This window comes from Halothiobacillus sp. (assembly GCF_027346185.1).
GTDB lineage: Bacteria > Pseudomonadota > Gammaproteobacteria > Halothiobacillales > Halothiobacillaceae > Halothiobacillus.
The window spans coordinates 1-21,574 of sequence record NZ_DAIESY010000136.1 but is presented as its reverse complement, the minus strand read 5'-3'; the positions used below and the strand labels follow the sequence as shown (position 1 = coordinate 21,574).

The following is a 21,574-nucleotide window of genomic DNA, read 5'->3' as shown; positions in this document are numbered from 1 at the left end:
CGATTCATCACGCCTGTTTGTCGAGAAACAACCACGGCGCGGTTTGCTGACGGCGGGCCTCGTAAGCGCGGATTTCGTCGGCGTGTTGCAAGGTCAAACCGATGTCATCCAGCCCTTCGAGCAGGCAATGCCGACGGAAGGCATCGACCTCGAACGGGATCGCCGAACCATCGGGCTTGATGATCTGCTGTTTTTCCAAATCGACCGTCAACTGGTAGCCCTTGTCGGCCGCGACGTCGCGAAACAATTCATCAACCACCTCTTCTGGCAGGGCGATCGGCAACAAGCCGGTCTTGAAGCTGTTGTTGAAGAAGATATCGGCGAAGGACGGCGCAATCACGACGCGAAAACCGAAGTCTGTCAGCGCCCACACCGCGTGCTCCCGCGAGGAACCGCAGCCGAAGTTCCTACGCGCCAGCAGGATTGTGGATTGATCATACGGCGATTGATTCAGGATGAAATCCGGGTTTTTCGTTCGCTTGCTGTGGTCCATGCCCGGCTCGCCCGGTTCAAGATAACGCCAGTCATCGAAGGCATTCGGACCAAAACCGGTTCGTTTGACCGATTTCAAATATTGTTTGGGGATGATGGCATCGGTATCGACATTCGCCCGATCGAGCGGCGCGACGATGCCGGTGTGGGTGGTAAAAGCTTGCATGATATTTCCTTGAATTAAATCAGGTTTTGGACTTAATCGGGTGACGGCTCAGTTGATCTGGCGCACGTCGACAAAATGGCCTGCTATCGCAGCGGCAGCAGCCATCGCCGGGCTGACCAGATGCGTGCGCCCACCCTGCCCTTGGCGTCCTTCAAAGTTGCGATTGCTGGTGGACGCGCAACGCTCACCCGGTTCCAAGCGATCGGCGTTCATCGCCAAGCACATCGAACAGCCCGGTTCCCGCCATTCAAAACCGGCGTTCAGGAAAATCTTGTCCAGGCCTTCTTTTTCCGCCTGTTCCCGCACGAGGCCGGAGCCCGGCACGACCATGGCGAGCTTGACGTTCGACGCCACCTTGCCATCACCGATCACGGCCGCTGCCGCACGCAAATCTTCGATCCGGGCATTGGTGCACGAGCCGATGAATACTTTATCGATGGCGATCTGTTCGATCGGGGTATTGGCAGTCAAACCCATATAGGCCAAGGCTTTGCGCATGCCGTCCGCCTTGACGGGATCGGTTTCGTTCGCCGGATCGGGCACGGTTGCCGACACGGGCACGACCATCTCCGGTGAAGTCCCCCAACTGACTTGTGGCGCAATCTCGGCGGCATCCAACACCACGACTTTGTCGAACACGGCATCGGGATCGGATTTGAGTGTGCGCCAGTAGGCTGCCGCCTGTTCAAACAGCTCGCCCTGTGGTGCGAACGGTCGGCCACGGAAGTACTCGATGGTCTTTTCGTCCACCGCGACCATGCCCGCACGGGCACCGCCTTCAATCGCCATGTTGCACACACTCATGCGGCCTTCGATCGACAGCGATTCGATGGCCGACCCGGCAAACTCGACGGCATAGCCCGTGCCGCCGGCCGTACCGATCGTGCCGATAATGGCGAGTACGACATCCTTGGCGGTCACACCCGCGCCCAACTGGCCATCCACGCGGATCTGCATGGTCTTGGCGCGCTTCTGCAACAGGGTTTGCGTCGCCATGACGTGCTCGACTTCGGACGTGCCGATGCCGAACGCCAGCGCGCCGAATGCTCCATGCGTGGAAGTGTGCGAATCACCGCAAACAATCGTCGTGCCCGGCAAGGTAAAACCTTCTTCCGGCCCGATCACGTGCACGATGCCTTGGCGCTTGTCATTCATCGCGAATTCCTGCACGCCGAATTCCGTGCAGTTGCGATCAAGGGTTTCAACCTGCTCGCGGGAAACGAGATCGTCGATGCCACGCAGCCGGTTCGTGGTCGGTACGTTGTGGTCCGGTACGGCCAGCATCGCACCCACGCGCCACGGCGTGCGGTTTGCCAGTCGCAAGCCTTCGAACGCCTGCGGGCTTGTTACTTCGTGCACCAGATGTCGGTCGATGTACAAAAGCACCGTGCCGTCCTCCTGCTCGCGCACGATGTGTTCATCAAAAATCTTGTCATAAAGGGTTTTGCCAGCCATGAGTCGCTCCTTTGGGCGTATGCACCGAGTGTGAGCATGAGCTTAACCGCAGCCATATAAAACCAAAAATAGTATTTTTTCATATAATCTATTCCCGATGGTTATATCAAAGAAGCACAGCCCATGAATCCCACCCATATCGATCATCAACACATTATGGCCTTTTTGAGCGTGGCGGAAACCGGATCGTTCTCGGCCGCAGCACAGCAACTTCACCTGACGCAACCGGCCGTGAGCAAGCGCGTCGCCCTGCTCGAATCGCAGGTGGGCGCCCCCCTGTTCGAACGGATGGCAAGACAGGTTGTATTGACGGAATTCGGCGCGCAGTTTCTGCCCGCCGCCCGGCAAGTGCGACAAGCAATGGACGATCTCGCGGCGGTCACGCTGGACAGTTCACGTCCTTTGAGCGGGCGGCTGGCGATTGCACTCAGTCATTATGTCGGGTTGCATTTGTTGCCGACCATACTGGAAGCCTTCAGTCGACGTTATCCGGATGTCGTGCTGGATCTGCGATTCATGGACTCCGAAGCCGCCATTATGGCCGTGGCCCAGGGATCGGTCCGGTTGGCGTATGGCACGCTGGGTCACAGTGCACCTTCTTCGATCGAGACAACGCCGCTCTGGCAGGAAAAACTGGTGCCACTCGTCGCATTGCGTCATGCGGCGCACCGGATGCCCACGCTCCATGAACTGGCTCAACACCTGCCCATGATCGCGCCGGCAGCGCACACCAGCACGCGTCAGGCCATCGATATCTGGTTGAACGCTCAGCAGATCAATCCACTGGCAGTGATCGAAGTGAACCAACTCGATTCGATTGCGCTTCTGATTGGCACAGGCATCGGTTGGGGGGTGCTGCCCGAAACCTTGCAGAATCCGGGTTTGGCGCGATTACCGAACACGGAACTGGCGCCCCCTGAACGTCAACTGGGTTTGATTATCCAAAAAAAACGCCCGACCCATCGACTGGCTAAGGCGTTTATGGATTGCGTGACCGAATGCCGGTCACAGAAGGGTGACACTCAGCCCGAATAGAAGGGATAGTCCGTATAACCTTTGCTGTCGCCACCATAGAACGTGTTGGCGTCAGCTTCATTCCAGGGCGCATCCAGACGAATGCGATTTACCAAATCGGGGTTGGCGATAAAAGGCACACCGTACGCGACTGCATCGGCGTGGCCTTCGGCAATGGCAGCCTCACCGCTGGCTTGGGTGTAGTGGTAGTTGACCATCAATTTCCCGGGCCACAACCGGCGCAGATCATTCAGGTCGAAATACGGCCCCGCAGCGCCCGGTTGATCGCTGCCCATGCCCGCGATGTGCAAATAGGCCAATGGATACGCGGCCAGTTCCTTAACGACATAAGAGAATGTGCTCCGAGGATTGCTGTCACTCATGCCATTGGCAGGCTGGAGCGGTGAAATGCGAATCCCCGTGCGATCGGCACCCACGGCGGTCGTCACGGCTTCGACCACTTCACGTACCAGCCGGAACCGATTTTCCATAGAACCGCCATAGATATCGTTACGGTGATTACTGCCATCCCGGAGGAACTGATCGAGCAGATACCCATTGGCCGCGTGGATTTCCACCCCATCGAAACCGGCTTCGATCGCATTCTTAGCTGCTTGGGCATAGGTCGCGACAATACCAGGAAGTTCGGCAATATCCAGTGCACGCGGGGTTTCATACGGAGCCTTGCTAAAATCCGCGGTGCGGCCCTCACCCGGAATGGCAATGGCCGATGGCGCAACTGGTAGTTTGCCACCCGGTTGAAAACTCGAGTGTGACACGCGACCGACATGCCACAACTGCAACACCATCTTGCCACCTGCCGTGTGCACAGCTGTGGTGATTTTTTTCCAGCCCTCGACCTGCTCGGCACTATGAATGCCCGGTGTATTCGGGTACCCCTGCCCTTCGGGCATGATTTGCGTCGCTTCACTGATGATCAAGCCAGCAGTCGACCGCTGGCGATAATATTCAGCCATCAGATCGGTGGGCACGTTGCCTTCGCCTGCGCGGCAGCGCGTCAACGGCGCCATCACCATGCGATTTGCCAAACTGATCTGCCCCAGATTGATGGGCTGCAACAATGCGGAATTCGAACTCATGAACCATCACCTCGAAAATAGATTGCCTGCGAATAGTTAGCCAAATAATAAATGACTCGAGAGAAATTAGCACACCGGCAATCAATCCACAGACGAATCGGATGGTGAGCGATCCTGCACCAGCACCCAGGGCGTGACAACCACACCCCACAAATCGGAATTACCGGACACCCAGTGACGCGCGATCTCGGTAGGCAAAAGGCCAAAATCACCGGCGCTCATCCAAGCTGCAACGCGCGATTTATCGTCCTCGGCCACGGCGACGGCCACTTCGACCAGATCAAGCGAACTTCCTACATGGATCACCTGCCCACGTGCGAAAAATGGCTCGATTTGTGCCCAGCCGATCGGCGCGGTTTGCCCCAGAAACATGGCCCAACGGTCCATTGGCGCATCACGCTGTTCGTTTTCGGGGTCCCTGGGTAAATTCATGGGAAAATTCATGGGGAAATTCATGGTCAAGCCGCGCTCCAAGAGGTGATAATCTGCCGCCAGCATTTTTACCGGATACCGTGACACGTATCTTTAAACAGGGGCTCTTTCGAGCATAGCCAAGCGACTTCGATGACAAAATCCGCACGGCAAAAACGCCGGACACCGATTCAGGGCGCATATTATCTCAAACACCGGGCCGATTGCCCGCCAGTCACGCAGGCAGACGGCTTGACGGTACGGTATTTGCTGCCCCAGAACAGGGGGGAAAAAAGCATGACGACATTGGGCCTGCAGGAAGTGGAACTGCAACCGGGCAAACAAGCCGATGGGCGCACCGCAGAGGGCGAGCTGATGGTGTGGCAGATCCTGCAGGGTGCGGGGCTGATGAATCTGGGGGAAACGCAGTTTGCAGTCGTGCCCGGCGATGTCATCCTGATTCCCGCCGCACAACCCTATCGGCTCTCTAACAAGTCTGAAGTTGCATTACGCCTTAATCAAATCACAACACCAATCCCCAACCCTTCTTAAGTTCAAAGGATTTTCAATGCGCATTCAACGTTCAACATTCGATTTTTTGATGATCAGCGCCATTCTCGGCAGCGTGGTCCTGGTAACGAGCTTCTTTGGCTATGGAGCCGGCACACTGGTGATTTTATTTTGGGTTTTGGTGATCCTGACTCGGCTTAAAAAGAATAAAAACACCGATTCAGCACAAGAAAGTATGCGCGGGCACACGGATCAGGCCACCAACCAATCGACAGTGGATCGGAACCCAGCACGCAGTGACGCAGGCAAAGACAATGATAGCGATGGTGGCGGTGACTAACCTGTTGTTGAAAAAAGGCTTTCCTGCCGGTTTTCAACTCGCCTCGTCGCGGTACGCGCCCGCGGCAAATCCCGATACGTTCCCGACGGATCGGTCAAGCAATCCATGGCTTGCCTTGACAGGGTGATTTTCAACACCCTGCTAAACCCGCCTTTGCAGCACATCCCGTACACGATCCAGATCTGCGGGCGTGTCCACGCCCGCGTGCGGAATCATCATGGCCACCGCCACGGCGATTGACTCGCCCATGGCCAAAGCACGAAGCTGCTCCAGTTTTTCCGCCCTTTCCAGATCGGCCATCGGCGCCGCCGCGAAGCGTTGCAGGAACCCCGCCCGGTAGGCATAAACACCCAGATGCCTAAAACCAAGCACGGCGCCGTTTTCCGGCAACCCGTCACGATGAAATGGAATGGGTGATCGAGAGAAATACAAAGCCTTGCCCGCTTCACTGGCGACGACCTTGACGGCCGATGGGTCATTGAATTCATCCATAGCGGTGATCGGCACCATCAGGGTCGCCATCGCCGCGTCTTTCTGGGCGACCAATAATCCCGCAACCTGCCGCAGCAGCTCGGGATGCATCAACGGCTCGTCACCCTGAAGATTCACCACGATCTGATCCTCCGCCAGACCCAGTTGGGTGACGACCTCAGCCAATCGATCGGCTCCCGACTCGTGATCAGCACGCGTCAGCACGGCATGGGCACCAAATTGCTCGGCGGCCGCATGGAGATCGGCGTCGTCCACGGCAACGATGATGCGCCCGGCCCCGCTTTCTTTCGCGCAATCATGCACCCAGGCCAGCATGGGGCGGCCATGAATATCGGCGAGCGGTTTGCCGGGCAGACGGGACGAACTCATCCGTGCCGGGATAATGACGCAGAAATCACCATCAAAAACGGCATCGCTCACGATGCGACCGGCTCGGCTGGATGCGCCTTACGCAAGGTTTCGTACTCTTCGTCCCCCAGCGGACGGGCATCCGTTTCCAGCATGACCGGGATGTCGTCACGAATGGGATAGGCCAATCTTGCCGACAAGGAAATCAACTCCTGGCTGGACGACTGGTAGATCAATGGCCCCTTGGTCACCGGGCACACAAGAATTTCAAGCAAACGTTTATCCACAAAAATCCCCTCAAAAAATTAGACAGTTTCTACCTGTTAGCAGTACAGCAAAAACGTTGGGAACCCCATGTTCAAGCTGAGAACTCAGGTTGGGGCTGTAGTTTGTCCAAAATGGCACGAACCAATTCATCTGGCAACCGGATTTGCCCGATGACCGCGAATACCTGCCCGGGGCGATCATGCCATGACGGGCGGTTCTGCTGCCATTTCACCGCGTCTTTCTCTGTCATCACAATCGGGGAGCCTACCCGGCGAAGGTAATGAATCAAAGCCGGAGGTACGGGTTGATGATCATCCAACGCATAGGTTTCCAGACTGAGACCCCGGTCACGCAACGCAGTGAAGAACTTCTCGGGATGCCCGATACCGGCCAGTGCGACGACGGGTTGGCCGCCAAAACTGAGTATGAAATCGTCCATGCCGAGCGTGCTCTGATCGAACAGATCGCGCAATATCGTCAATTCGAAATGAACGGCCCATTGATCATCAGAGAACTGTTCACCATTGACGATAACGAAGTCGACGTCATCCAGGGTTTTTGCCGATTCTCGGAGTGGCCCTGCCGGTAGGCACAATCGATTGCCCAATCGACGTACTCCGTCGATCACCACGATTTCGACTTCCCGAGGCAAGGCGTGGTGCTGCAAGCCATCATCACTGAGGATCACATCCACCTCCGGGTGCCTGGCTCGCAATTGCAGGGCTGCCCGCAGCCGGTCGGGATGGACGAATACGGGCACGTTCAGGGTATGGTGGATCAACCAGGGTTCATCGCCAACGGCATCAGGCCCGGCGGCTTCGGACACATCTCGCGGTTCAATCCCGATTTTGGCACCGTAACCTCGGCTGATCACGCCCACCCTGCGTCCGTGTTCCGCAAGCGTGCTCGCCAGAGCAATCAGTACCGGGGTCTTGCCGGTTCCTCCCACGGTAATATTCCCGATGACGACCACCGGGCAACCATCCTGCAACCCCTCTGCGCCACGCGCGGCGGCAGCTCGCCGCCGCCGCGCGACCATACAGGTAACGAGCGAAAGCGGCCAAAGCAACCAACTGCGCAATCCGCGCCGCTGCCAAAAATCGGGATACCACATTTACGAAGACATGGCCGCGGTTGCGCCCGAGGATGAATCGGACTTGAACTGCAAGCGATGCAGGGCCGCATATGCGCCGTTGGCTGCCAGCAATTCAGAATGCGTGCCGGTTTCGATGATTCGCCCCTTGTCGAGCACCACAATCATATCGGCGTGTTCAATCGTGGACAGACGATGCGCGATCACCAGAGTTGTGCGTCCACGACTGAGATTATCCAATGCCGCCTGAATATAGCGCTCCGATTCGCTATCAAGCGCCGATGTTGCTTCATCCAGAATCAGAATCGGTGCATCGCGGTATAAGGCGCGGGCAATGGCCAATCGCTGCCGCTGCCCGCCGGAGAGCAACACGCCGTTTTCACCCACTTGCGTGTCGAATCCCTGCGGGAGCCGTTCGATGAAATCGAGGGCAAAGGCCGCCTCGGCCGCGGCGCGCACACGTTCGAGATCCGCCTCGCCACCATCGCTATAGCCAATATTGGCGGCAACCGTGGTGTTGAACAGCACGGTATCCTGCGAGACATAGGCAAATTGCCGCCGCAGATCGGTCAGCTTCAGCGTGGATATGGGGTGTTCGTCCAGAAAAATCGTACCCCGATCGATGTCCACAAAACGCGGCAGGCTGGCGATCAGGCTGGATTTACCCGCACCGCTACGGCCAACCAGCGCCACGGTTTGCCCGGCCTTGATTTCCAGGGAAATATCCGAAAGCACCCAAGGCGCCTGTTCGCCTGTCGCGTAGCGCAAACCGACTCCATCAAAACGAATCCGCCCCGACACCCGTTCGATGGGTACGGGTGTCGACGCATCGTGTTCGCGTGGTTCGTCCATCAGGCCAAACAGGCTCTCGCCCGCCGCAATGCCCTTTTGCAGCACGGCATTAACTCCAATCAGACGCTTCATGGGCGTTAGCATCAGGCTCAGTGCCGTGATGAAGGATACGAAGGTACCGACACTGATGGTCTGCATCCGATCCCCCGTCGTCGCAAACCAGACGATGCCGGCAATGCCAATCGCCAAAATAAACTGCGTCAGCGGCGATGAGGCCGCAGTGACTGCCTGCATCCGCATGAAATCCTTGAAGTTTCGCTGATTGATGGCAGCGAATCGTGCCGCTTCAAACGCTTCGCCACCATACAGCTTGACGACGCGATGACCACTGACCACCTCTTCTGCCACATGGGAAACCTGGCCCATGGAGTTCTGAATCTGCCGGGCATGGCGGCGGAATGCTCTGGAAATTCCACCAACCAGCACGACCAGAACGGGCGCGAGCACCACGAGAAACAGGGCGAGTTGCCAGCTCAGATACAGCATCCATACGAGCAACCCGAACACGGTAATCGTGTCGCGGATGAGTGTGGTCAACGCGCGGGAGGCTGCCTCGGAAACCTGTTCGCTCTGGTAATTCAGCCGTGTGAGAATTTCACCGCCGGGGACGCGGTCAAAATAGCGCACCGGCAGGTGCAATACCTGATCGAACACGTCGCGTTTGAGGTCACGAATCACCGATCGTCCGACCCAGGCCATGCCATAGCCGGAAGCGAATTCGGCCACAACACGCACCAGAAATACGGCGAGCAACAGGGCGGGCATGAGATGAATCGTGGTGGGGTCACGGCTCACGAAGCTACCGTCGAGCAGGGGCTTCATCAAGGCGGCGAAGGCCACCTCGGTCAGGCCGGCTGCCACCATGCCGATGATGGCGAGGATCAGTACACGAGTGTACTGGCGTGTATAACGTAACAAACGTCGGTAGGTCGCCCAGCCCGATGCGGGCGTCTGCGTGGAATCGTATGTCGTCATGCCCTGCCCGGTTTGTGGATTCTATCTTGGCTTGATTCATGGTTTATTTCATGGCTCATTTCATGACTCCTTTGATGGGCGTCGTCCCAAGTCCAACCTTGGTTATGCCTGCACTGCGCACCAAATCCAACACGGAGATAACCTTCTGGTTGATCACTTCGGCGTCTGCCCAGACCACGACCGGGCGACCGTCATCGGCAATGGCCTTGAGTTGAGGCAACAAGTCATTGCTCGGCATGATGTGTCCATCCAGTGCAATCCGACCATCCTTGGCGATTTCGATCACGTGATCCTTGACCGGGGCGCGCTGTTCGCTGCCCTGATCCGATACCGGCAATGTGACATTCAATGCCCGGTCATGAATAAATGTGGTCGTCAGCATGAAGAAAATCAGCAGCATGAAGATCACATCAATCAATGGAATGAGATTGAGCTCCAGTTCTTCGCGCGGTTTTTGGCGAAATTTCATGGCGATTCCCTCAGCGTCTACTGGATTCCGTCGGATGAATCATGTCGACCAGTCGAATGGCCTCACGCTCCATTTCGATGATGCGCTCGTCCACCAGACCACGGAAATAGCGGTGAAAGATATAGGCAGGTACGGCAACCATGATGCCGCCTGCCGTCGTGACCAGTGCCTTGGAAATCCCCCCAGCCAGCAATTCGGGATTGATACCGGCCGCGCCGCCACTGGTCGTAATCGCCTGAAATACGTCAATAATCCCCACAACTGTTCCCAGCAATCCGAGCAAGGGAGAGATAACCGCAATGGTACCGAGCGTATTGAGATAACGCTCCATCTGATGCGCGACATGACGACCGGCATCTTCAATCCGGTTGCGCATGGCCTCGGCACTCCCGACATCCTGCAGGCCAGAGGCCAACACGACACCGAGGGGTGACATGCGTGCCAGTTCCGCAACCTTGTTCTGCGTCAATTGCTTACTTGCGATCCAGCTTTCCACGGTTCCGACAGGGTCACCACCCATCAGGCGGCTGTAGCGCAAGGCCCACAAACGCTCGAATATAATCGCCAGCGCGATAATCGAAGCCAGAATGATGGGAATCATCATCCCGCCGCCCGCTAAAACCAGTTCCATCATGTCGTGTTACTCCCTGAATAGATCACACAATCTCACTCGAACCGACTCACAGGCCGGATAGGGTTTTATCACTTGGCCAGCGCAAGCGGAAACCGAAATTCAGCGTGATTTTCTGATCTGGCTTGATCTGGTTGGACCATGCCCAAACGCCATCAATCCCATCGAACTGTTTGGTCGTCGGTGGCGTCGTATCGGCCAGCGTTTCCACCGAGATCTCACTGTCTTCGGCGATCGGCAGATTCATGATCACCGTGACGGCCACCGGTTCTTTGTGCTGACTTTGCACTTCGACCACCGTGCGGCGCACCATTTGGGTCGATTTACCGATCACGCCGTTTTCCTCTCGCTGATCCGGCTTCTGGTCGACGATAACCTGCACACGCCGATCAGCACCAAAGCCCAGACTCATCTTCTTGGATGGCGCCTGGGCCTGCCGGAATGCCGATCCCAGTTGCGCCCCATTGACGAAAAATTCCCAACGCCCCGCAGGAAGCGGCAATGGATTCTTCAGGACGAATGTACCCGTCAGCACGCCAAGGGGTGAAATTGTCGGGGCAATGAGCACCGTCGCATTTGCGGGCACTTGCTCGTGCTGCAGTGGGATCACCGTAGCGGTCGAGCCACTATCTACCGTTAGCGGCAGCACGCTTTTGTACTCGGCATTAAAACCGGTTTCATCAACGGGTTGCGCCACAGGAGCCGCCATCATGTTCATGGCAAGTTTCGATCGAACCTCCAGCGCAGGCTCTGCTTGCTGATGACTGTCAAAGCCAATCGTCCAGCGCGGTAATTTTGGCGCCGGGTAATAACGCCGGTTGTCGAGTAGCGACAGCGTAATCGGCACATGCGTCCAGTCTTCGCCACTGTTCTGATGCACACTGGCGGAAAATGACCAGTCGAGCTGGGCATTCTCGTCACCAATCGGGTTGGCGGGCGGATTCGCTGTTGCCACCGTCAGCGTGGGTTTCTCTGGTACGTTCTTCGCCTCAGTAGCGGTCGTCGGCAAGGTGATTAAATCGGCACGATAAACCGGTTGCCAACCCGCATCACTCACGCGGTAGCGCAGATAAGCGGGAAGAAGTCCTGAATCCACTATGCCGCTCGCCGATTTTTTACGTTCAAGTGGCAGGATCAACTTCATTTTTTCCGGCTGTTTACGAAATTCGGCCAGCTTAGCCTCCTGTTTCGTCAAAGCTTCATTGACCTTATCCAAGTCATTTCGGGCTTTACGCTGCGCAGAAATCAAATCCGCCAGCAGCTTGTCGAATGACTGCCGGGCGGCGGGCTGAGTAAGAAACGCACCTGCCTGATGCCCGGCCTTGCTCGTTACGGTCGCTGGTGCACTCATCTGTGCCTGAAAAATACTCAAACGAACCCGCGCTGCCTCAAATGCATCTCGCGCATCCGCCTGTTGAGCGCGCAGGGTATGGATTTGTGCTGCAATCGCCATATAGTCGGGCGAGGTTTCCACCGACTGTTTGAGCCATTGCAGCGGCCCGGATTGCAACAAATCGGCGGAGGAAATCTGGACACTTTCCTGATCGATATTTCCCGGCAGATCAAGCACGGTAACCGATTTGCCGGCTTGCTCATTTTTGGCTCCGGCAGCGTGATCGGCGTCAACAGGCACCATGGCGGCGGGAACATCGATTCGGCGCGTAACCCAAGCCCCCTGAGGCAATACAGTCACTTCAGTGATTCGGCTTGTCAAACCGGTCGCCACCAGTTCGCCCTGTTCGACAGAGGCAGGCTTTACCTCGGAAGCGGCTTCCGCCACAGGCATCAGCCATAAAAGCCCGATCAGCAGGCAGAGCACCAGGCAGAGCAAGAGACAACGCAAAAGCACGTGGGATTGCCGGGCGGCGAATCTATTCAAGTTGCAATAAAATTCGTCGATCAGCTTTGCATTGCCATCAACCATATTCTGGCTCATCCCTTTGATCCTGCCTTGGCCGAATGAAGTTCATCGTTCACCGAATCATTGCAGCAGTCAATGCATTGTCTGCTCATGACTCGCACAAACATCAACCAGTACACCGCCGCCGGCTCGTCGAATCCGCACCGCCTCGGCCAGACGGCGGATAACGCCTACACTGTCTTCCCAGGCGATACAGGCATCCGTGATGCTCTGCCCATACACCAACATCCGCCCCGGAAGCACATCCTGCCGTCCACCGACGAGATGGCTTTCAATCATTGCCCCGATGATGCCGGCATTGCCTGCGGCGATCTGCGTGGCGACCTCTTCGGCCACCTGAATCTGTCTTGCGTGCTGCTTCTGGCTGTTGGCGTGGGAAAAATCGATCATCAACCGCTCGGGCAGTTCGGCACCACGCAGCTTTTCAAGCGCTTCGTTGACACTGTTGGCATCAAAGTTCGGTTTTTTGCCACCGCGCAAAATCAGGTGGCAGTCTTCGTTGCCCGCAGTCGAAAAAATGGCCGAGTGCCCGGCCTTGGTAACCGACAGGAAGTGATGCGGACGGGCCGCTGCGCGAATCGCATCAATGGCCACCTGCAAACCGCCATCGGTACCATTCTTGAACCCCACCGGGCAGGAAAGGCCGGAGGCCAGTTCCCGATGCACCTGGGATTCGGTCGTCCGCGCGCCGATTGCGCCCCAGGCTACCGCATCCGAAACATATTGCGGGCTGATCAGATCCAGGTATTCCGTCGCCGCAGACACGCCCATATCCGCCAGATCAACCAGCAAATGACGCGCCACACCCAGCCCCTTGTTGATTTCGAAGCTGTTGTCTAGGTTCGGATCGTTAATCAGGCCTTTCCAGCCGACGGTCGTCCGTGGCTTTTCAAAATACACCCGCATCACCAGCAGGATGTCGTCTTTTACTTCATCGGCAAGTGTTTTCAGGCGCGAGGCATACTCTCGCGCGGCTTTCACATCGTGGATCGAGCACGGCCCCATGACGACCAGCAGCCGATCATCCTCGCGGTTCAGGATCGCCTTGATGGCCTGACGCGTCGCGTACACCGTCTCGCTACCGCGCTCGGTCAGCGGAAACTGTGCACGAATCTGATCTGGCGACAATAAATTATGGATATCGAGAATACGTAAGTCATCGGTACGATGCGTCATGGTCTGCGGCCTGCTACAAAATCGGTAATGGGTGTCTCATTTCAACCCTAAACCGGTAATAGTACTTGGCTTGGCGATGTACGTCATCTTCATACATGCAGCAAATTCACAAAACCAACCGCCGCAAATCCAGTACCGGAAATTGCTGGCGGATGTGCGCCTGGGCCTCGGCGTCGATTTCCGCCATGACGAAGCAGTCGGCCAGGGTTTTGGCATTGGCGAGCACGGTTCCCCAAGGATCGACGACCATGCTGTGACCGAAGGTTTTGCGCCCGCTGGCATGCACACCGACTTGTGCGGCTGCCACCATATATACCTGATTTTCGATGGCACGGGCACGCAGCAAGGGTTCCCAGTGCGCCCGCCCCGTGGTTTCCGTGAAAGCAGAAGGCAGACAAATCCACTCGACGCCCTGTTCGGTCAAACGGCGAAACAACTCGGGAAAACGCAAATCAAAGCAGATAGCCATACCCAAACGACCAGCCGGTGTATCGACCAGCACCAACTCGGTGCCGTGCAGGAACTGATCCGACTCCCGATAGGATTCAGCGGTCGCCGATTGCGAGGACCGACGAGGTGGCACATCAACATCGAACAAGTGAATCTTGTCGTACTTCGCCCGGATTTTACCCTGCGAATCGATCACATAGCTGCGCGACCACAATTTGCCTTCATCTGCACCACTGCTGTCATTTTGAATGGGTAATGTCCCGGCCACCATCCATACGCCTTTAGAGCGGGCCAGTGACTGCAACCAGTCCAGTGGGGCATTTTCACCCTCTACGCCAAGCCCCAGAGCGAACAGCTCGTGCGGATTCGCTGGCATGGCATACAAGTTTTCCGGCAGAACGATCACTTCTGCGCCAGCATCCGCTGCGTCACGCACCAGGCGGGCGATCACCGGTTGATTTTCTGCCCAGGTTGCTTTGCCATTGAGCTGTATTGCGGCAATTTTTGATTTTTTCATGCGGGTGATTTCAGACGTGGTTGTCATGGGGTGGAGAGCTCCGGAAGGGCATCGGTGGTTTTGACGACGGGGGCGGCGATGGTGCCCGTGACCCTGTAAACCAGCGTCGGTGCAGGATTTTTATTGATGGTCTTGAGTGCCTGCTGAATAGCCAGCACGGCGCCACCCACGATCGGGCCACCGGCCACAGTCCCGATAATGGGCAGGAGCATACCGATATCGGCATAGATTTTAACGGTGTAATCGAGGCTGTTGTCGCTTAGCTGGGTTTGTCCTGACGCCGTCAACCGCAAAGAGGCATTTTTGAGTGCCAGAGGATCAATAGTCAACAATCCCTGCTTTATGGTCCAGTCGGCGCTGAGCGAATCGAATGTAAGACCCTGATCGACCACATCGCTGAAATCCAGTCGCAATCGACGGGTAATCGCCCCCAAACTGAGTAATCCGGCCAGTCGTCCCGCGCCAGGATTGACTTCGTTAAGTTGGCCGTTCTGCATTAGAATCGCGCCGGAACCACTCAGCCGCTCAAGGGCAAATGCCACCGGTGAACCGGGCCAGGATAGCGAGAATGAAGACGGTTTGAGATCCCCATTGCTGATCGGTGAATTATCGCCAGCCACCTGCTTGAACACGGCACCAAGGTCTGTCCCTTGTGCCGACAAGTTCAATTTCGTCTGCTGTTTGTCACCCTCTTTGGCTACCGTACCCTGACCGATCAGACGAAAACTCGCTGTCGGTTGCCAGTCGATGGTCGGAATCTCCAGCGTGTCGCGCCCCGGCATGGCTGCCTCGCTATTGAGCACGAGTTTGCCCAGTCGGTGTTTACCGAACCGCAGGTCATCGATGATCACCTGTGTGCCGGGAATCTGTTTCAGATCCCACGAACTTAACGGTGTCACCTGACCGGAAGATGCCGAATTGGATGAAGATTGATCCTCGATGTGGAACCGTTTGAACTGCATCGCTATCTGGCCAGCCGGATGTGCGGCATTGGGCTGTTGATATGTCAGGTTACCGTCTAAGGCGTCGCCGCTAGCCTTGATGAGATACCGCTCATCCGCAAAGCGGACATTCAACCGGGTCGGGCCAAACTGCAAACCGGCCACCTTGAGACGATCGGTCTGAATATTCAGGTCGAAGGGGGCGACAGTCGTGCTGGAAGATACTTTTCCCGGTCGGGAGAACGCGTTACTACTCAGGATCGGCTGCCATGCGTCCCAATCAAGCACTGGAGTATTCAGATTGATGGCCAGATTCGCCGGAGGATTGATCGCAGAATCTGTGACGGATTGATCGGCACTTTCAGCGCGATTACTGACATCCCCCCCACTCAGAGCGCCGCGGTTATTGAACCCCAGAGTGGCTTGCCACGGTACGCTGCCTTGCGCTTTAAGATCCAATTGGCGCAAAACGCCGCCGGTAAACCTGAGGTCGGCTCCGAGTGGCCAGACCGCATCGGCAGCTTTGCCGAACGGCGGCGGCAGCTGGCTCGATACGCCGACAAGATCACTGTTTGCCTGGACTGTAAATTGATCGCCGTGATGAGGAATGTTCAGCTCAATCGTAGTGTCCGCCTTGCCGCGCACCCGATCAAGCAGGGGCCCAAACGCCGAGACGGGCTTCTCCCGCAACGCGAACAAGGGATCAAGGCGCGTTTGCAAGCTCACGATGGTCGAATCGTCTGATTTACCGGGCTTTAATGTTATCGTTGTCGGTTCGTCATTAAAACGGGCAGAAAGGCTCTTGGCGGAGAAATCCACGTTATGAAAATCGATGGCTCCTGAAATCTGGCTCACTTTGATCGGCGTTTTGTCGAGAGACAGGTCGTTGTTTTTCAATACCAAATGGCCGTTTACTTCGGGCTTTTCAACATGCTTCAATCCCACGAGAACCGAAATATCCAACCCGGCTTGTCCCGTGGCCTTGAGCGCGTTCAAACTGCCGGCACCCAATAGTGGGGTTTGCCCGATAAATCCGATCAGTTGGCTCAAAGGCGCTCTGGCTGTTACGGCAATATCGAGTGCGGCTTTGTCCAGATCAAAGATACTCACGCGTGAGCCATCCATAGGCACTTCGGCCAGCGTTCCGTGGTCAATCGATGCGTGGAACTGCTGATTGACGAATGCGATATTGCCATCGGCATCCTTGAGCGCAGGCCAATGAGGTAGAAAAGGCAAAACCAGATGTTTGAAATCAAACACCACCGAGAACCACCCACCGCCAAGAATGAATGGGAATCGAGCCGGGTCGCCATTGAATACAAAATGCCCGCGATCCACTCGACCGGGTTGCCCGCCCCCTTTCTCGGGCAACTCAAGATTCGTATCCAGCCAGTGCAGCACATTCTTGCCCAGCAGGTTCCGCGGCAAATACGCCGGAACGCGCGCAACATGAATATCGCCGAATTCACTGTCGATGGTGAGTTGAGCCGGATGATCCTTGTCTGCGGCCTGATATCGGAAACCCGTATCCGTGAACAGATCGGCATTCTTGATGCGCAAACCCGGGCTATAGACCATAAGCCCCCCTGAATCGGCATCGTGCAGATACACATCACCTTTCAGGGCATCGATGGTCATTGGTTCACGGAACATGCCCGGCACGGCAAGCACGAGATTCGATTGATCAAAACGCGCCAACCAGCCGGCTGGCTGTTTGTAGAGCTTGAGGTTCAGACCGCCGAGTCCATCGGCCTGACCAATGACCGGCCACAAGCGCCGCCCCGGCACGTTGCCGAAATGCTGCAATTCGAGATAACCCGCCACAAGCGTATTGCCGACCAGATGCAGGCGGATATCCCGGGCATCGCCCCGCAGCGCATTCTGCCCCAACAATTCCAGAAATGACTTGGGCAAAGGTGCGGTCGCCAACCAGACAGCAAGTTGATGCAGGTCGACGTAACTCGATGCGTAATCGGTCCGGTTTCCGGCGTGGATCAGGTGAATTGAATGAACGGGCCAGTAAGTATCGTCCGCGGTCACTACGTGGATATCATCGGCATCCATGCGCCAGCCGTCCGCCGTTTTCTGCCAGATCAACCGCCCGCCAATCCGACGCAAATCCGCCTGAGACTGAGTTGCAGCCAGCACACCAATACCCGCAATCTTCGCCATCCGGCTGACCTTGAGGTTGGAAATATCAAAATCGGCCGAAACCGAGCTCAGACTCGTTCCGGCAAAGCGCAACCACAACTCGCCGGTCAGTTGCCCTTGATTGACAAGTGGCATCCCAGCTGAACAATCCAGGTCTTCTACCTGTTCGGCACAGCCGCCGAGCTCGGCCCGAACCGGTCCATGAGTAAAGTCGCGAACGGCCTGCTGCATGGCGGGCAGGTTCCAGTTATGGGCACCCAAATACACTTCGGCGTTTGGTTCATCGCCCAAATGTCCATCCGCCCGCAAACTAACCGGCGTGGTGCCGAATCCGGGTGCGAACAGCTCCCCGGAAAGCGACCAGCCATGCGACGCCAGCCGCGCCGTCGCGTTCAGATTGATGGTCTGATGGGTCTCGGGGAGATCGGATGTCGCCGGTCTAATCCACTCAACCACGGCATCATGAATGGATACATCGCCCAAGTCCGGCAATCTGGACAACCAGTCGGACCATGAATTCGCCTTCTTTTCCGGTTCATTTTGCGGCGCGCCTGAGAGTGTCCATTTTCCATCGGCTTGCTGAATGAATGCCAGGTGCGGCTTGTCGATCACGATCTTCCCGGCGACCCAATGCCGGGTAACCAAACTGCGCCAAGGCGCAAGCGATATGCCAAAACGCGAGATGGCCGGGCCATTCTCTCCCAAGCGTAGATCCGTCAGTACTAGCTGCGGGCGGTAATTGACGAAGCTTATCTCAATCGACCCGAACCGCACCGGTGCGCCCCAAGCCTGGGACAACACATCCTGTACCTGTGCCCGATATTGGGTCATGTAGGGCAAGGCGACGCGCAATGCACTGAATACCAGCGCAAACAAAATCAAGATCACGGCCACAGATGCCAGCAATAACCGCATCAACCGGCGCAGAGGCCGGGAGGACAGATGGATTGCATGCGGCAGATGAATGTGAGTCACAGCTGGGGTTCACCTTGGTAGAAATTACCCTGAACGCAGTATATCAGCGCCACATGCCACTCCGGTGAACTGGAGTCTGGAGCGATACATTCACATAAGAACGATGTCGTACTGCTCCGGTAAATAGTGAACATCGGCCTGCAAGCGCAGCGGCACACCAATGAATTCCTGCAATTCGGCCAGCGAGGTCGAATCTTCCTCACGCAGACGATCGATGACCGCAGATGAGGCGATGACCAGCATCTGCTTCGCATGGTACTGGCGTGCCTCGCGGGTCACCTCGCGGAAAATCTCGTAGCAGACGGTTTCAGCCGTTTTGACCGTACCGCGCCCACCACAGGTCGGGCAGACCTCGCAGAGAATATGTTCCAGCGATTCGCGCGTGCGTTTGCGGGTCATTTCGACCAGCCCCAATCCGGAAACCTCGCACACCTTGGTGCGGGCATGATCGGCTTCGAGTGAGCGCTTGAGTGTTTCCTGCACCGCCAAACGATGATCCGGCTCGATCATATCGATGAAATCGAGAATGATGATGCCGCCCAAGTTACGCAATCTCAGTTGACGCGCAATGGTGCTTGCGGCCTCCAGATTGGTTTTGAAAATGGTTTCCTCGAGATTTTTCGAACCGACAAACCCGCCGGTATTCACATCGATCGTGGTCATCGCTTCGGTCTGATCGATGATGATGTACCCACCGGATTTGAGCGGCACGCGGCGTTCCATCGCATTGGCGATTTCCTGCTCGATGTTGTGCATGTCGAACAGGGGTCGCTCACCGGGATAATGTTCCAGCATCGGCAGAATATCCGGCACCATTTCCTGGGCGAACTGAATGGCCCGATGATAGGTCTCGCGTGAATCGATACGGATTTTCTCGACATAGCGACCGAGCACATCGCGCAAAGTCCGCAGTGCAATCGGCAGATCTTCGAAAATCAGCCCCACGCCGTTGGTCTGACTCTGGCGTTCCTGGACACTGGCCCACAACCGCAGCAGAAAGTCGTAATCCTGTCGCAGCGCTTCGGCAGTCGCCCCTTCGGCTGCCGTTCTCAGAATGAATCCACCGATCTCGTTGTCGCCCGTCCGCTCGATCGATTCGGCCATGAATTTGCCCAGAAAATCCTTGAGGCGATCGCGCTGTATCGGGTCTTCAATCCGGCTCGATACACCGATATTCCGACCATTGGGCAGATACACGAGATAGCGCGACGGGATGGTGATTTCGGTCGTCAGGCGCGCACCCTTGGTGCCCAAGGGGTCCTTGATGACCTGAACCACGAGATTCTGCCCCGTTCGCAGCAGGTCGTAGATCATCCGCGGGCGCGTCTCGACACCGGTTTCCTTTTCCTCCGGCTTGAGCTCGATATCCGAGACATGCAGAAACGCGGCGCGCTCCAGCCCGATATCCACGAACGCCGCTTCCATGCCCGGCAACACTCGGCTGACCCGCCCCTGATAGATATTGCCGACGATGCCGCGCGACCGTGAGCGTTCGATATTGATCTCTTGCAGGACCCCGTTTTCGACATAGGCGATCCGGGTTTCCTGCGGGGTCACATTGATGAGGATTTCTTCACTCATGAATCGAATCTCGTTGTGTTTGCAGCCAAACAGGATGAATGCCAAATTCTGCCAGCAGTTGCGCCGTCTCAAACTGAGGCAGACCGACCACCGCACCCCAGGAACCGCAGATCCGTTCGACGAACTGGGCTGCCATGCCTTGCAAGGCATAGGCACCGGCCTTATCCAGCGGTTCGCCGGTCGAAAGGTAGGCGGCGATCTGTGCCTCGCCAAGCGGCATCATCGTGACATCCGTTTGTACGATCACCGATTCGCAACGCAGGCGATCGGCGACGGCGATGGCAGTTACCACGGCATGTGTCTGTCCGCTCAGGGCTGACAGCATCGCGGCCGCTTCGCGTTCATCGACCGGCTTGCCGAAAATGCGGCCCTGATGGATCACGACGGTATCTCCGGCCAACACGACGCTGCCGTCAGGCAAATCGGCCATGGACAATGCCATTGCCGCCTTGCTGCGCGCCAATCGTTCGACCAGAATCCGTGCTGATTCATTCTCTTGCGGCGTTTCATCGATCGAACAGACATCAGCCGGCAAGGTCTGAAACTCGAACCCCATATCTGCCAGCAACTGAGCGCGGCGCGGCGAGCTGGAAGCCAAAAACAGTGGTTTGGAGCGATTCATCGGCGGGTTCCTCGAAAAACCGTCACGAGCATGTTCGAGTGCAAGGAGCCGCACAGTGAGCAACGAGACATATCAAGTAGATAGGCGAGGCGCGAACGAGCACGCGACGCTGCAATCGGACAGCGCAGTAGGTTTTTCGAGGTGCCCTGCATTTATTCACGGTGATAAGGATGTCCATTCAATAACGACCAAGCCCGGTAAAGCTGCTCGGCCAGAAGCACACGAACCAGCGGATGCGGCAGGATAAGATCGGACAGGCGCCAGAGCCGGTCGGCACCTTGGCGAAATTCGTCCGTCATGCCATCGGCACCGCCAACGACCACGGCAACATCACGCCCGGATTGCATCCAGTCGGCCATTTGAGCCGAGAGTTGGGCGGTCGTCCACGACTTGCCGCGTTCATCGCAGATGATTCTCCAGGCGCCCTTGGGTATTTGCGCCTCGATCCGCGCACATTCTTCAGATTTCGCGCGCTCGGTTGCCATGGTCTTGCTGCGCGCCACGGCGGGGACTTCGTGCAACTGAACCGGGCAGGCGGGCGGCATCCGTTTCAGGTATTCCGCCGTGCCTGCATTGGCCCAGTCGGGCAAACGCGTCCCGACACTGATCAGATGGATTTTCAACG

General features: G+C 56.8%; 20 protein-coding genes. 3 read left to right on the top strand and 17 right to left on the bottom strand.

Features of this window, described 5'->3' with window-relative positions:
• Positions 1-7 precede the first annotated feature (7 nt).
• Both leuD and leuC read right to left on the bottom strand, forming a co-directional pair.
• The gene (leuD, locus tag M7R55_RS09825; RefSeq protein WP_298220235.1) at positions 8-658 is read right to left on the bottom strand and encodes a 3-isopropylmalate dehydratase small subunit; all 651 of its coding nucleotides are present in this window, start codon (positions 656-658) and stop codon (positions 8-10) included.
• 48 nt (positions 659-706) lie between these two features.
• Positions 707-2,113 (bottom strand): 3-isopropylmalate dehydratase large subunit, encoded by a 1,407-nt coding sequence (leuC, locus tag M7R55_RS09820; RefSeq protein WP_298220234.1) that lies wholly within the window; start codon positions 2,111-2,113, stop codon positions 707-709.
• A 123-nt stretch (positions 2,114-2,236) separates the two neighbouring features.
• On the opposite strand from leuC, the gene M7R55_RS09815 reads away from it, so the two are divergent.
• Complete coding sequence (locus tag M7R55_RS09815; RefSeq protein WP_298220233.1) at positions 2,237-3,148, top strand: LysR family transcriptional regulator; 912 nt, start codon at positions 2,237-2,239, stop codon at positions 3,146-3,148.
• Here the strand turns inward: M7R55_RS09815 and M7R55_RS09810 are convergent.
• Together M7R55_RS09810 and M7R55_RS09805 are read right to left on the bottom strand one after the other, a co-directional pair.
• Complete coding sequence (locus M7R55_RS09810) at positions 3,136-4,227, bottom strand: alkene reductase (RefSeq protein ID WP_298220232.1); 1,092 nt, start codon at positions 4,225-4,227, stop codon at positions 3,136-3,138. The genes M7R55_RS09815 and M7R55_RS09810 overlap by 13 nt on opposite strands.
• 81 nt (positions 4,228-4,308) lie before the next feature.
• Positions 4,309-4,659, bottom strand: coding sequence for a DUF2288 domain-containing protein (locus tag M7R55_RS09805; RefSeq protein ID WP_298220231.1), 351 nt, complete (start codon positions 4,657-4,659; stop codon positions 4,309-4,311).
• Between the two features lie 132 nt (positions 4,660-4,791).
• Here M7R55_RS09805 and M7R55_RS09800 point away from each other — a divergent pair, with 132 nt between their 5' ends.
• Positions 4,792-5,190 carry a cupin domain-containing protein gene (locus tag M7R55_RS09800; RefSeq protein ID WP_298220230.1) on the top strand — a complete coding sequence of 133 codons (399 nt, stop codon included), beginning with the start codon at positions 4,792-4,794 and terminating at the stop codon, positions 5,188-5,190.
• Positions 5,191-5,239: 49 nt separating this feature from the next.
• Positions 5,240-5,488, top strand: coding sequence for a hypothetical protein (locus M7R55_RS09795; RefSeq protein WP_298220229.1), 249 nt, complete (start codon positions 5,240-5,242; stop codon positions 5,486-5,488).
• Positions 5,489-5,629: 141 nt separating this feature from the next.
• Here M7R55_RS09795 and kdsB read toward each other — a convergent pair whose 3' ends face one another.
• The 13 genes from kdsB to rlmH form a co-directional block, all read right to left on the bottom strand.
• The gene (gene kdsB / locus M7R55_RS09790) at positions 5,630-6,400 is read right to left on the bottom strand and encodes a 3-deoxy-manno-octulosonate cytidylyltransferase (RefSeq protein WP_298220228.1); all 771 of its coding nucleotides are present in this window, start codon (positions 6,398-6,400) and stop codon (positions 5,630-5,632) included.
• Positions 6,397-6,615: a Trm112 family protein gene (locus M7R55_RS09785; RefSeq protein ID WP_298220227.1), complete on the bottom strand. Its 219-nt coding sequence runs from the start codon at positions 6,613-6,615 to the stop codon at positions 6,397-6,399. Before M7R55_RS09785 ends, kdsB begins: the two co-directional genes overlap by 4 nt.
• A 71-nt stretch (positions 6,616-6,686) precedes the next feature.
• A complete protein-coding gene (lpxK, locus tag M7R55_RS09780) occupies positions 6,687-7,709 on the bottom strand; it encodes a tetraacyldisaccharide 4'-kinase (protein WP_298220226.1) in 1,023 nt (340 codons plus the stop codon).
• The gene (gene msbA, locus M7R55_RS09775; protein ID WP_298220225.1) at positions 7,710-9,515 is read right to left on the bottom strand and encodes a lipid A export permease/ATP-binding protein MsbA; all 1,806 of its coding nucleotides are present in this window, start codon (positions 9,513-9,515) and stop codon (positions 7,710-7,712) included.
• A gap of 55 nt (positions 9,516-9,570) precedes the next feature.
• Positions 9,571-9,984 carry a biopolymer transporter ExbD gene (locus M7R55_RS09770; protein WP_298220224.1) on the bottom strand — a complete coding sequence of 138 codons (414 nt, stop codon included), beginning with the start codon at positions 9,982-9,984 and terminating at the stop codon, positions 9,571-9,573.
• 10 nt (positions 9,985-9,994) lie between these two features.
• A complete protein-coding gene (locus M7R55_RS09765) occupies positions 9,995-10,618 on the bottom strand; it encodes a MotA/TolQ/ExbB proton channel family protein (RefSeq protein WP_298220223.1) in 624 nt (207 codons plus the stop codon).
• A gap of 46 nt (positions 10,619-10,664) precedes the next feature.
• Positions 10,665-12,551, bottom strand: a complete 1,887-nt coding sequence (locus M7R55_RS09760; protein ID WP_298220222.1) for a DUF4139 domain-containing protein — start codon at positions 12,549-12,551, stop codon at positions 10,665-10,667.
• 57 nt (positions 12,552-12,608) lie between these two features.
• Complete coding sequence (locus M7R55_RS09755; protein ID WP_298220221.1) at positions 12,609-13,712, bottom strand: 3-deoxy-7-phosphoheptulonate synthase; 1,104 nt, start codon at positions 13,710-13,712, stop codon at positions 12,609-12,611.
• Between the two features lie 106 nt (positions 13,713-13,818).
• Positions 13,819-14,706, bottom strand: a complete 888-nt coding sequence (locus tag M7R55_RS09750; RefSeq protein WP_298220220.1) for a carbon-nitrogen hydrolase family protein — start codon at positions 14,704-14,706, stop codon at positions 13,819-13,821.
• Positions 14,703-18,746 (bottom strand): YhdP family protein, encoded by a 4,044-nt coding sequence (locus M7R55_RS09745; protein ID WP_298220219.1) that lies wholly within the window; start codon positions 18,744-18,746, stop codon positions 14,703-14,705. The genes M7R55_RS09750 and M7R55_RS09745 overlap by 4 nt, the downstream gene beginning before the upstream one ends.
• A gap of 90 nt (positions 18,747-18,836) precedes the next feature.
• On the bottom strand, positions 18,837-20,327 hold the full coding sequence (gene rng / locus M7R55_RS09740) for a ribonuclease G (RefSeq protein WP_298220218.1): 1,491 nt from the start codon (positions 20,325-20,327) through the stop codon (positions 18,837-18,839).
• Positions 20,320-20,949 carry a Maf family protein gene (locus tag M7R55_RS09735; RefSeq protein ID WP_298220217.1) on the bottom strand — a complete coding sequence of 210 codons (630 nt, stop codon included), beginning with the start codon at positions 20,947-20,949 and terminating at the stop codon, positions 20,320-20,322. Before M7R55_RS09735 ends, rng begins: the two co-directional genes overlap by 8 nt.
• Positions 20,950-21,101: 152 nt before the next feature.
• Positions 21,102-21,574: 23S rRNA (pseudouridine(1915)-N(3))-methyltransferase RlmH (gene rlmH, locus M7R55_RS09730; RefSeq protein WP_366881182.1), on the bottom strand; the 473-nt coding region annotated here is incomplete at its 5' end.

Bases quoted from the DNA above. Each gene is read 5' to 3' on its own strand.
- rng (WP_298220218.1), bottom strand. From the start codon at position 20,327: ATGAGTGAAGAAATCCTCATCAATGTGACCCCGCAGGAAACCCGGATC.
- M7R55_RS09805 (WP_298220231.1), bottom strand. From the start codon at position 4,659: ATGAATTTACCCAGGGACCCCGAAAACGAACAGCGTGATGCGCCAATG.
- M7R55_RS09770 (WP_298220224.1), bottom strand. From the start codon at position 9,984: ATGAAATTTCGCCAAAAACCGCGCGAAGAACTGGAGCTCAATCTCATT.
- M7R55_RS09765 (WP_298220223.1), bottom strand. From the start codon at position 10,618: ATGATGGAACTGGTTTTAGCGGGCGGCGGGATGATGATTCCCATCATT.
- M7R55_RS09815 (WP_298220233.1), top strand. From the start codon at position 2,237: ATGAATCCCACCCATATCGATCATCAACACATTATGGCCTTTTTGAGC.
- M7R55_RS09810 (WP_298220232.1), bottom strand. From the start codon at position 4,227: ATGAGTTCGAATTCCGCATTGTTGCAGCCCATCAATCTGGGGCAGATC.
- M7R55_RS09760 (WP_298220222.1), bottom strand. From the start codon at position 12,551: ATGAGCCAGAATATGGTTGATGGCAATGCAAAGCTGATCGACGAATTT.
- lpxK (WP_298220226.1), bottom strand. From the start codon at position 7,709: ATGTGGTATCCCGATTTTTGGCAGCGGCGCGGATTGCGCAGTTGGTTG.
- M7R55_RS09750 (WP_298220220.1), bottom strand. From the start codon at position 14,706: ATGACAACCACGTCTGAAATCACCCGCATGAAAAAATCAAAAATTGCC.
- msbA (WP_298220225.1), bottom strand. From the start codon at position 9,515: ATGACGACATACGATTCCACGCAGACGCCCGCATCGGGCTGGGCGACC.
- M7R55_RS09795 (WP_298220229.1), top strand. From the start codon at position 5,240: ATGATCAGCGCCATTCTCGGCAGCGTGGTCCTGGTAACGAGCTTCTTT.
- leuD (WP_298220235.1), bottom strand. From the start codon at position 658: ATGCAAGCTTTTACCACCCACACCGGCATCGTCGCGCCGCTCGATCGG.
- leuC (WP_298220234.1), bottom strand. From the start codon at position 2,113: ATGGCTGGCAAAACCCTTTATGACAAGATTTTTGATGAACACATCGTG.
- M7R55_RS09800 (WP_298220230.1), top strand. From the start codon at position 4,792: ATGACAAAATCCGCACGGCAAAAACGCCGGACACCGATTCAGGGCGCA.
- M7R55_RS09735 (WP_298220217.1), bottom strand. From the start codon at position 20,949: ATGAATCGCTCCAAACCACTGTTTTTGGCTTCCAGCTCGCCGCGCCGC.
- M7R55_RS09755 (WP_298220221.1), bottom strand. From the start codon at position 13,712: ATGACGCATCGTACCGATGACTTACGTATTCTCGATATCCATAATTTA.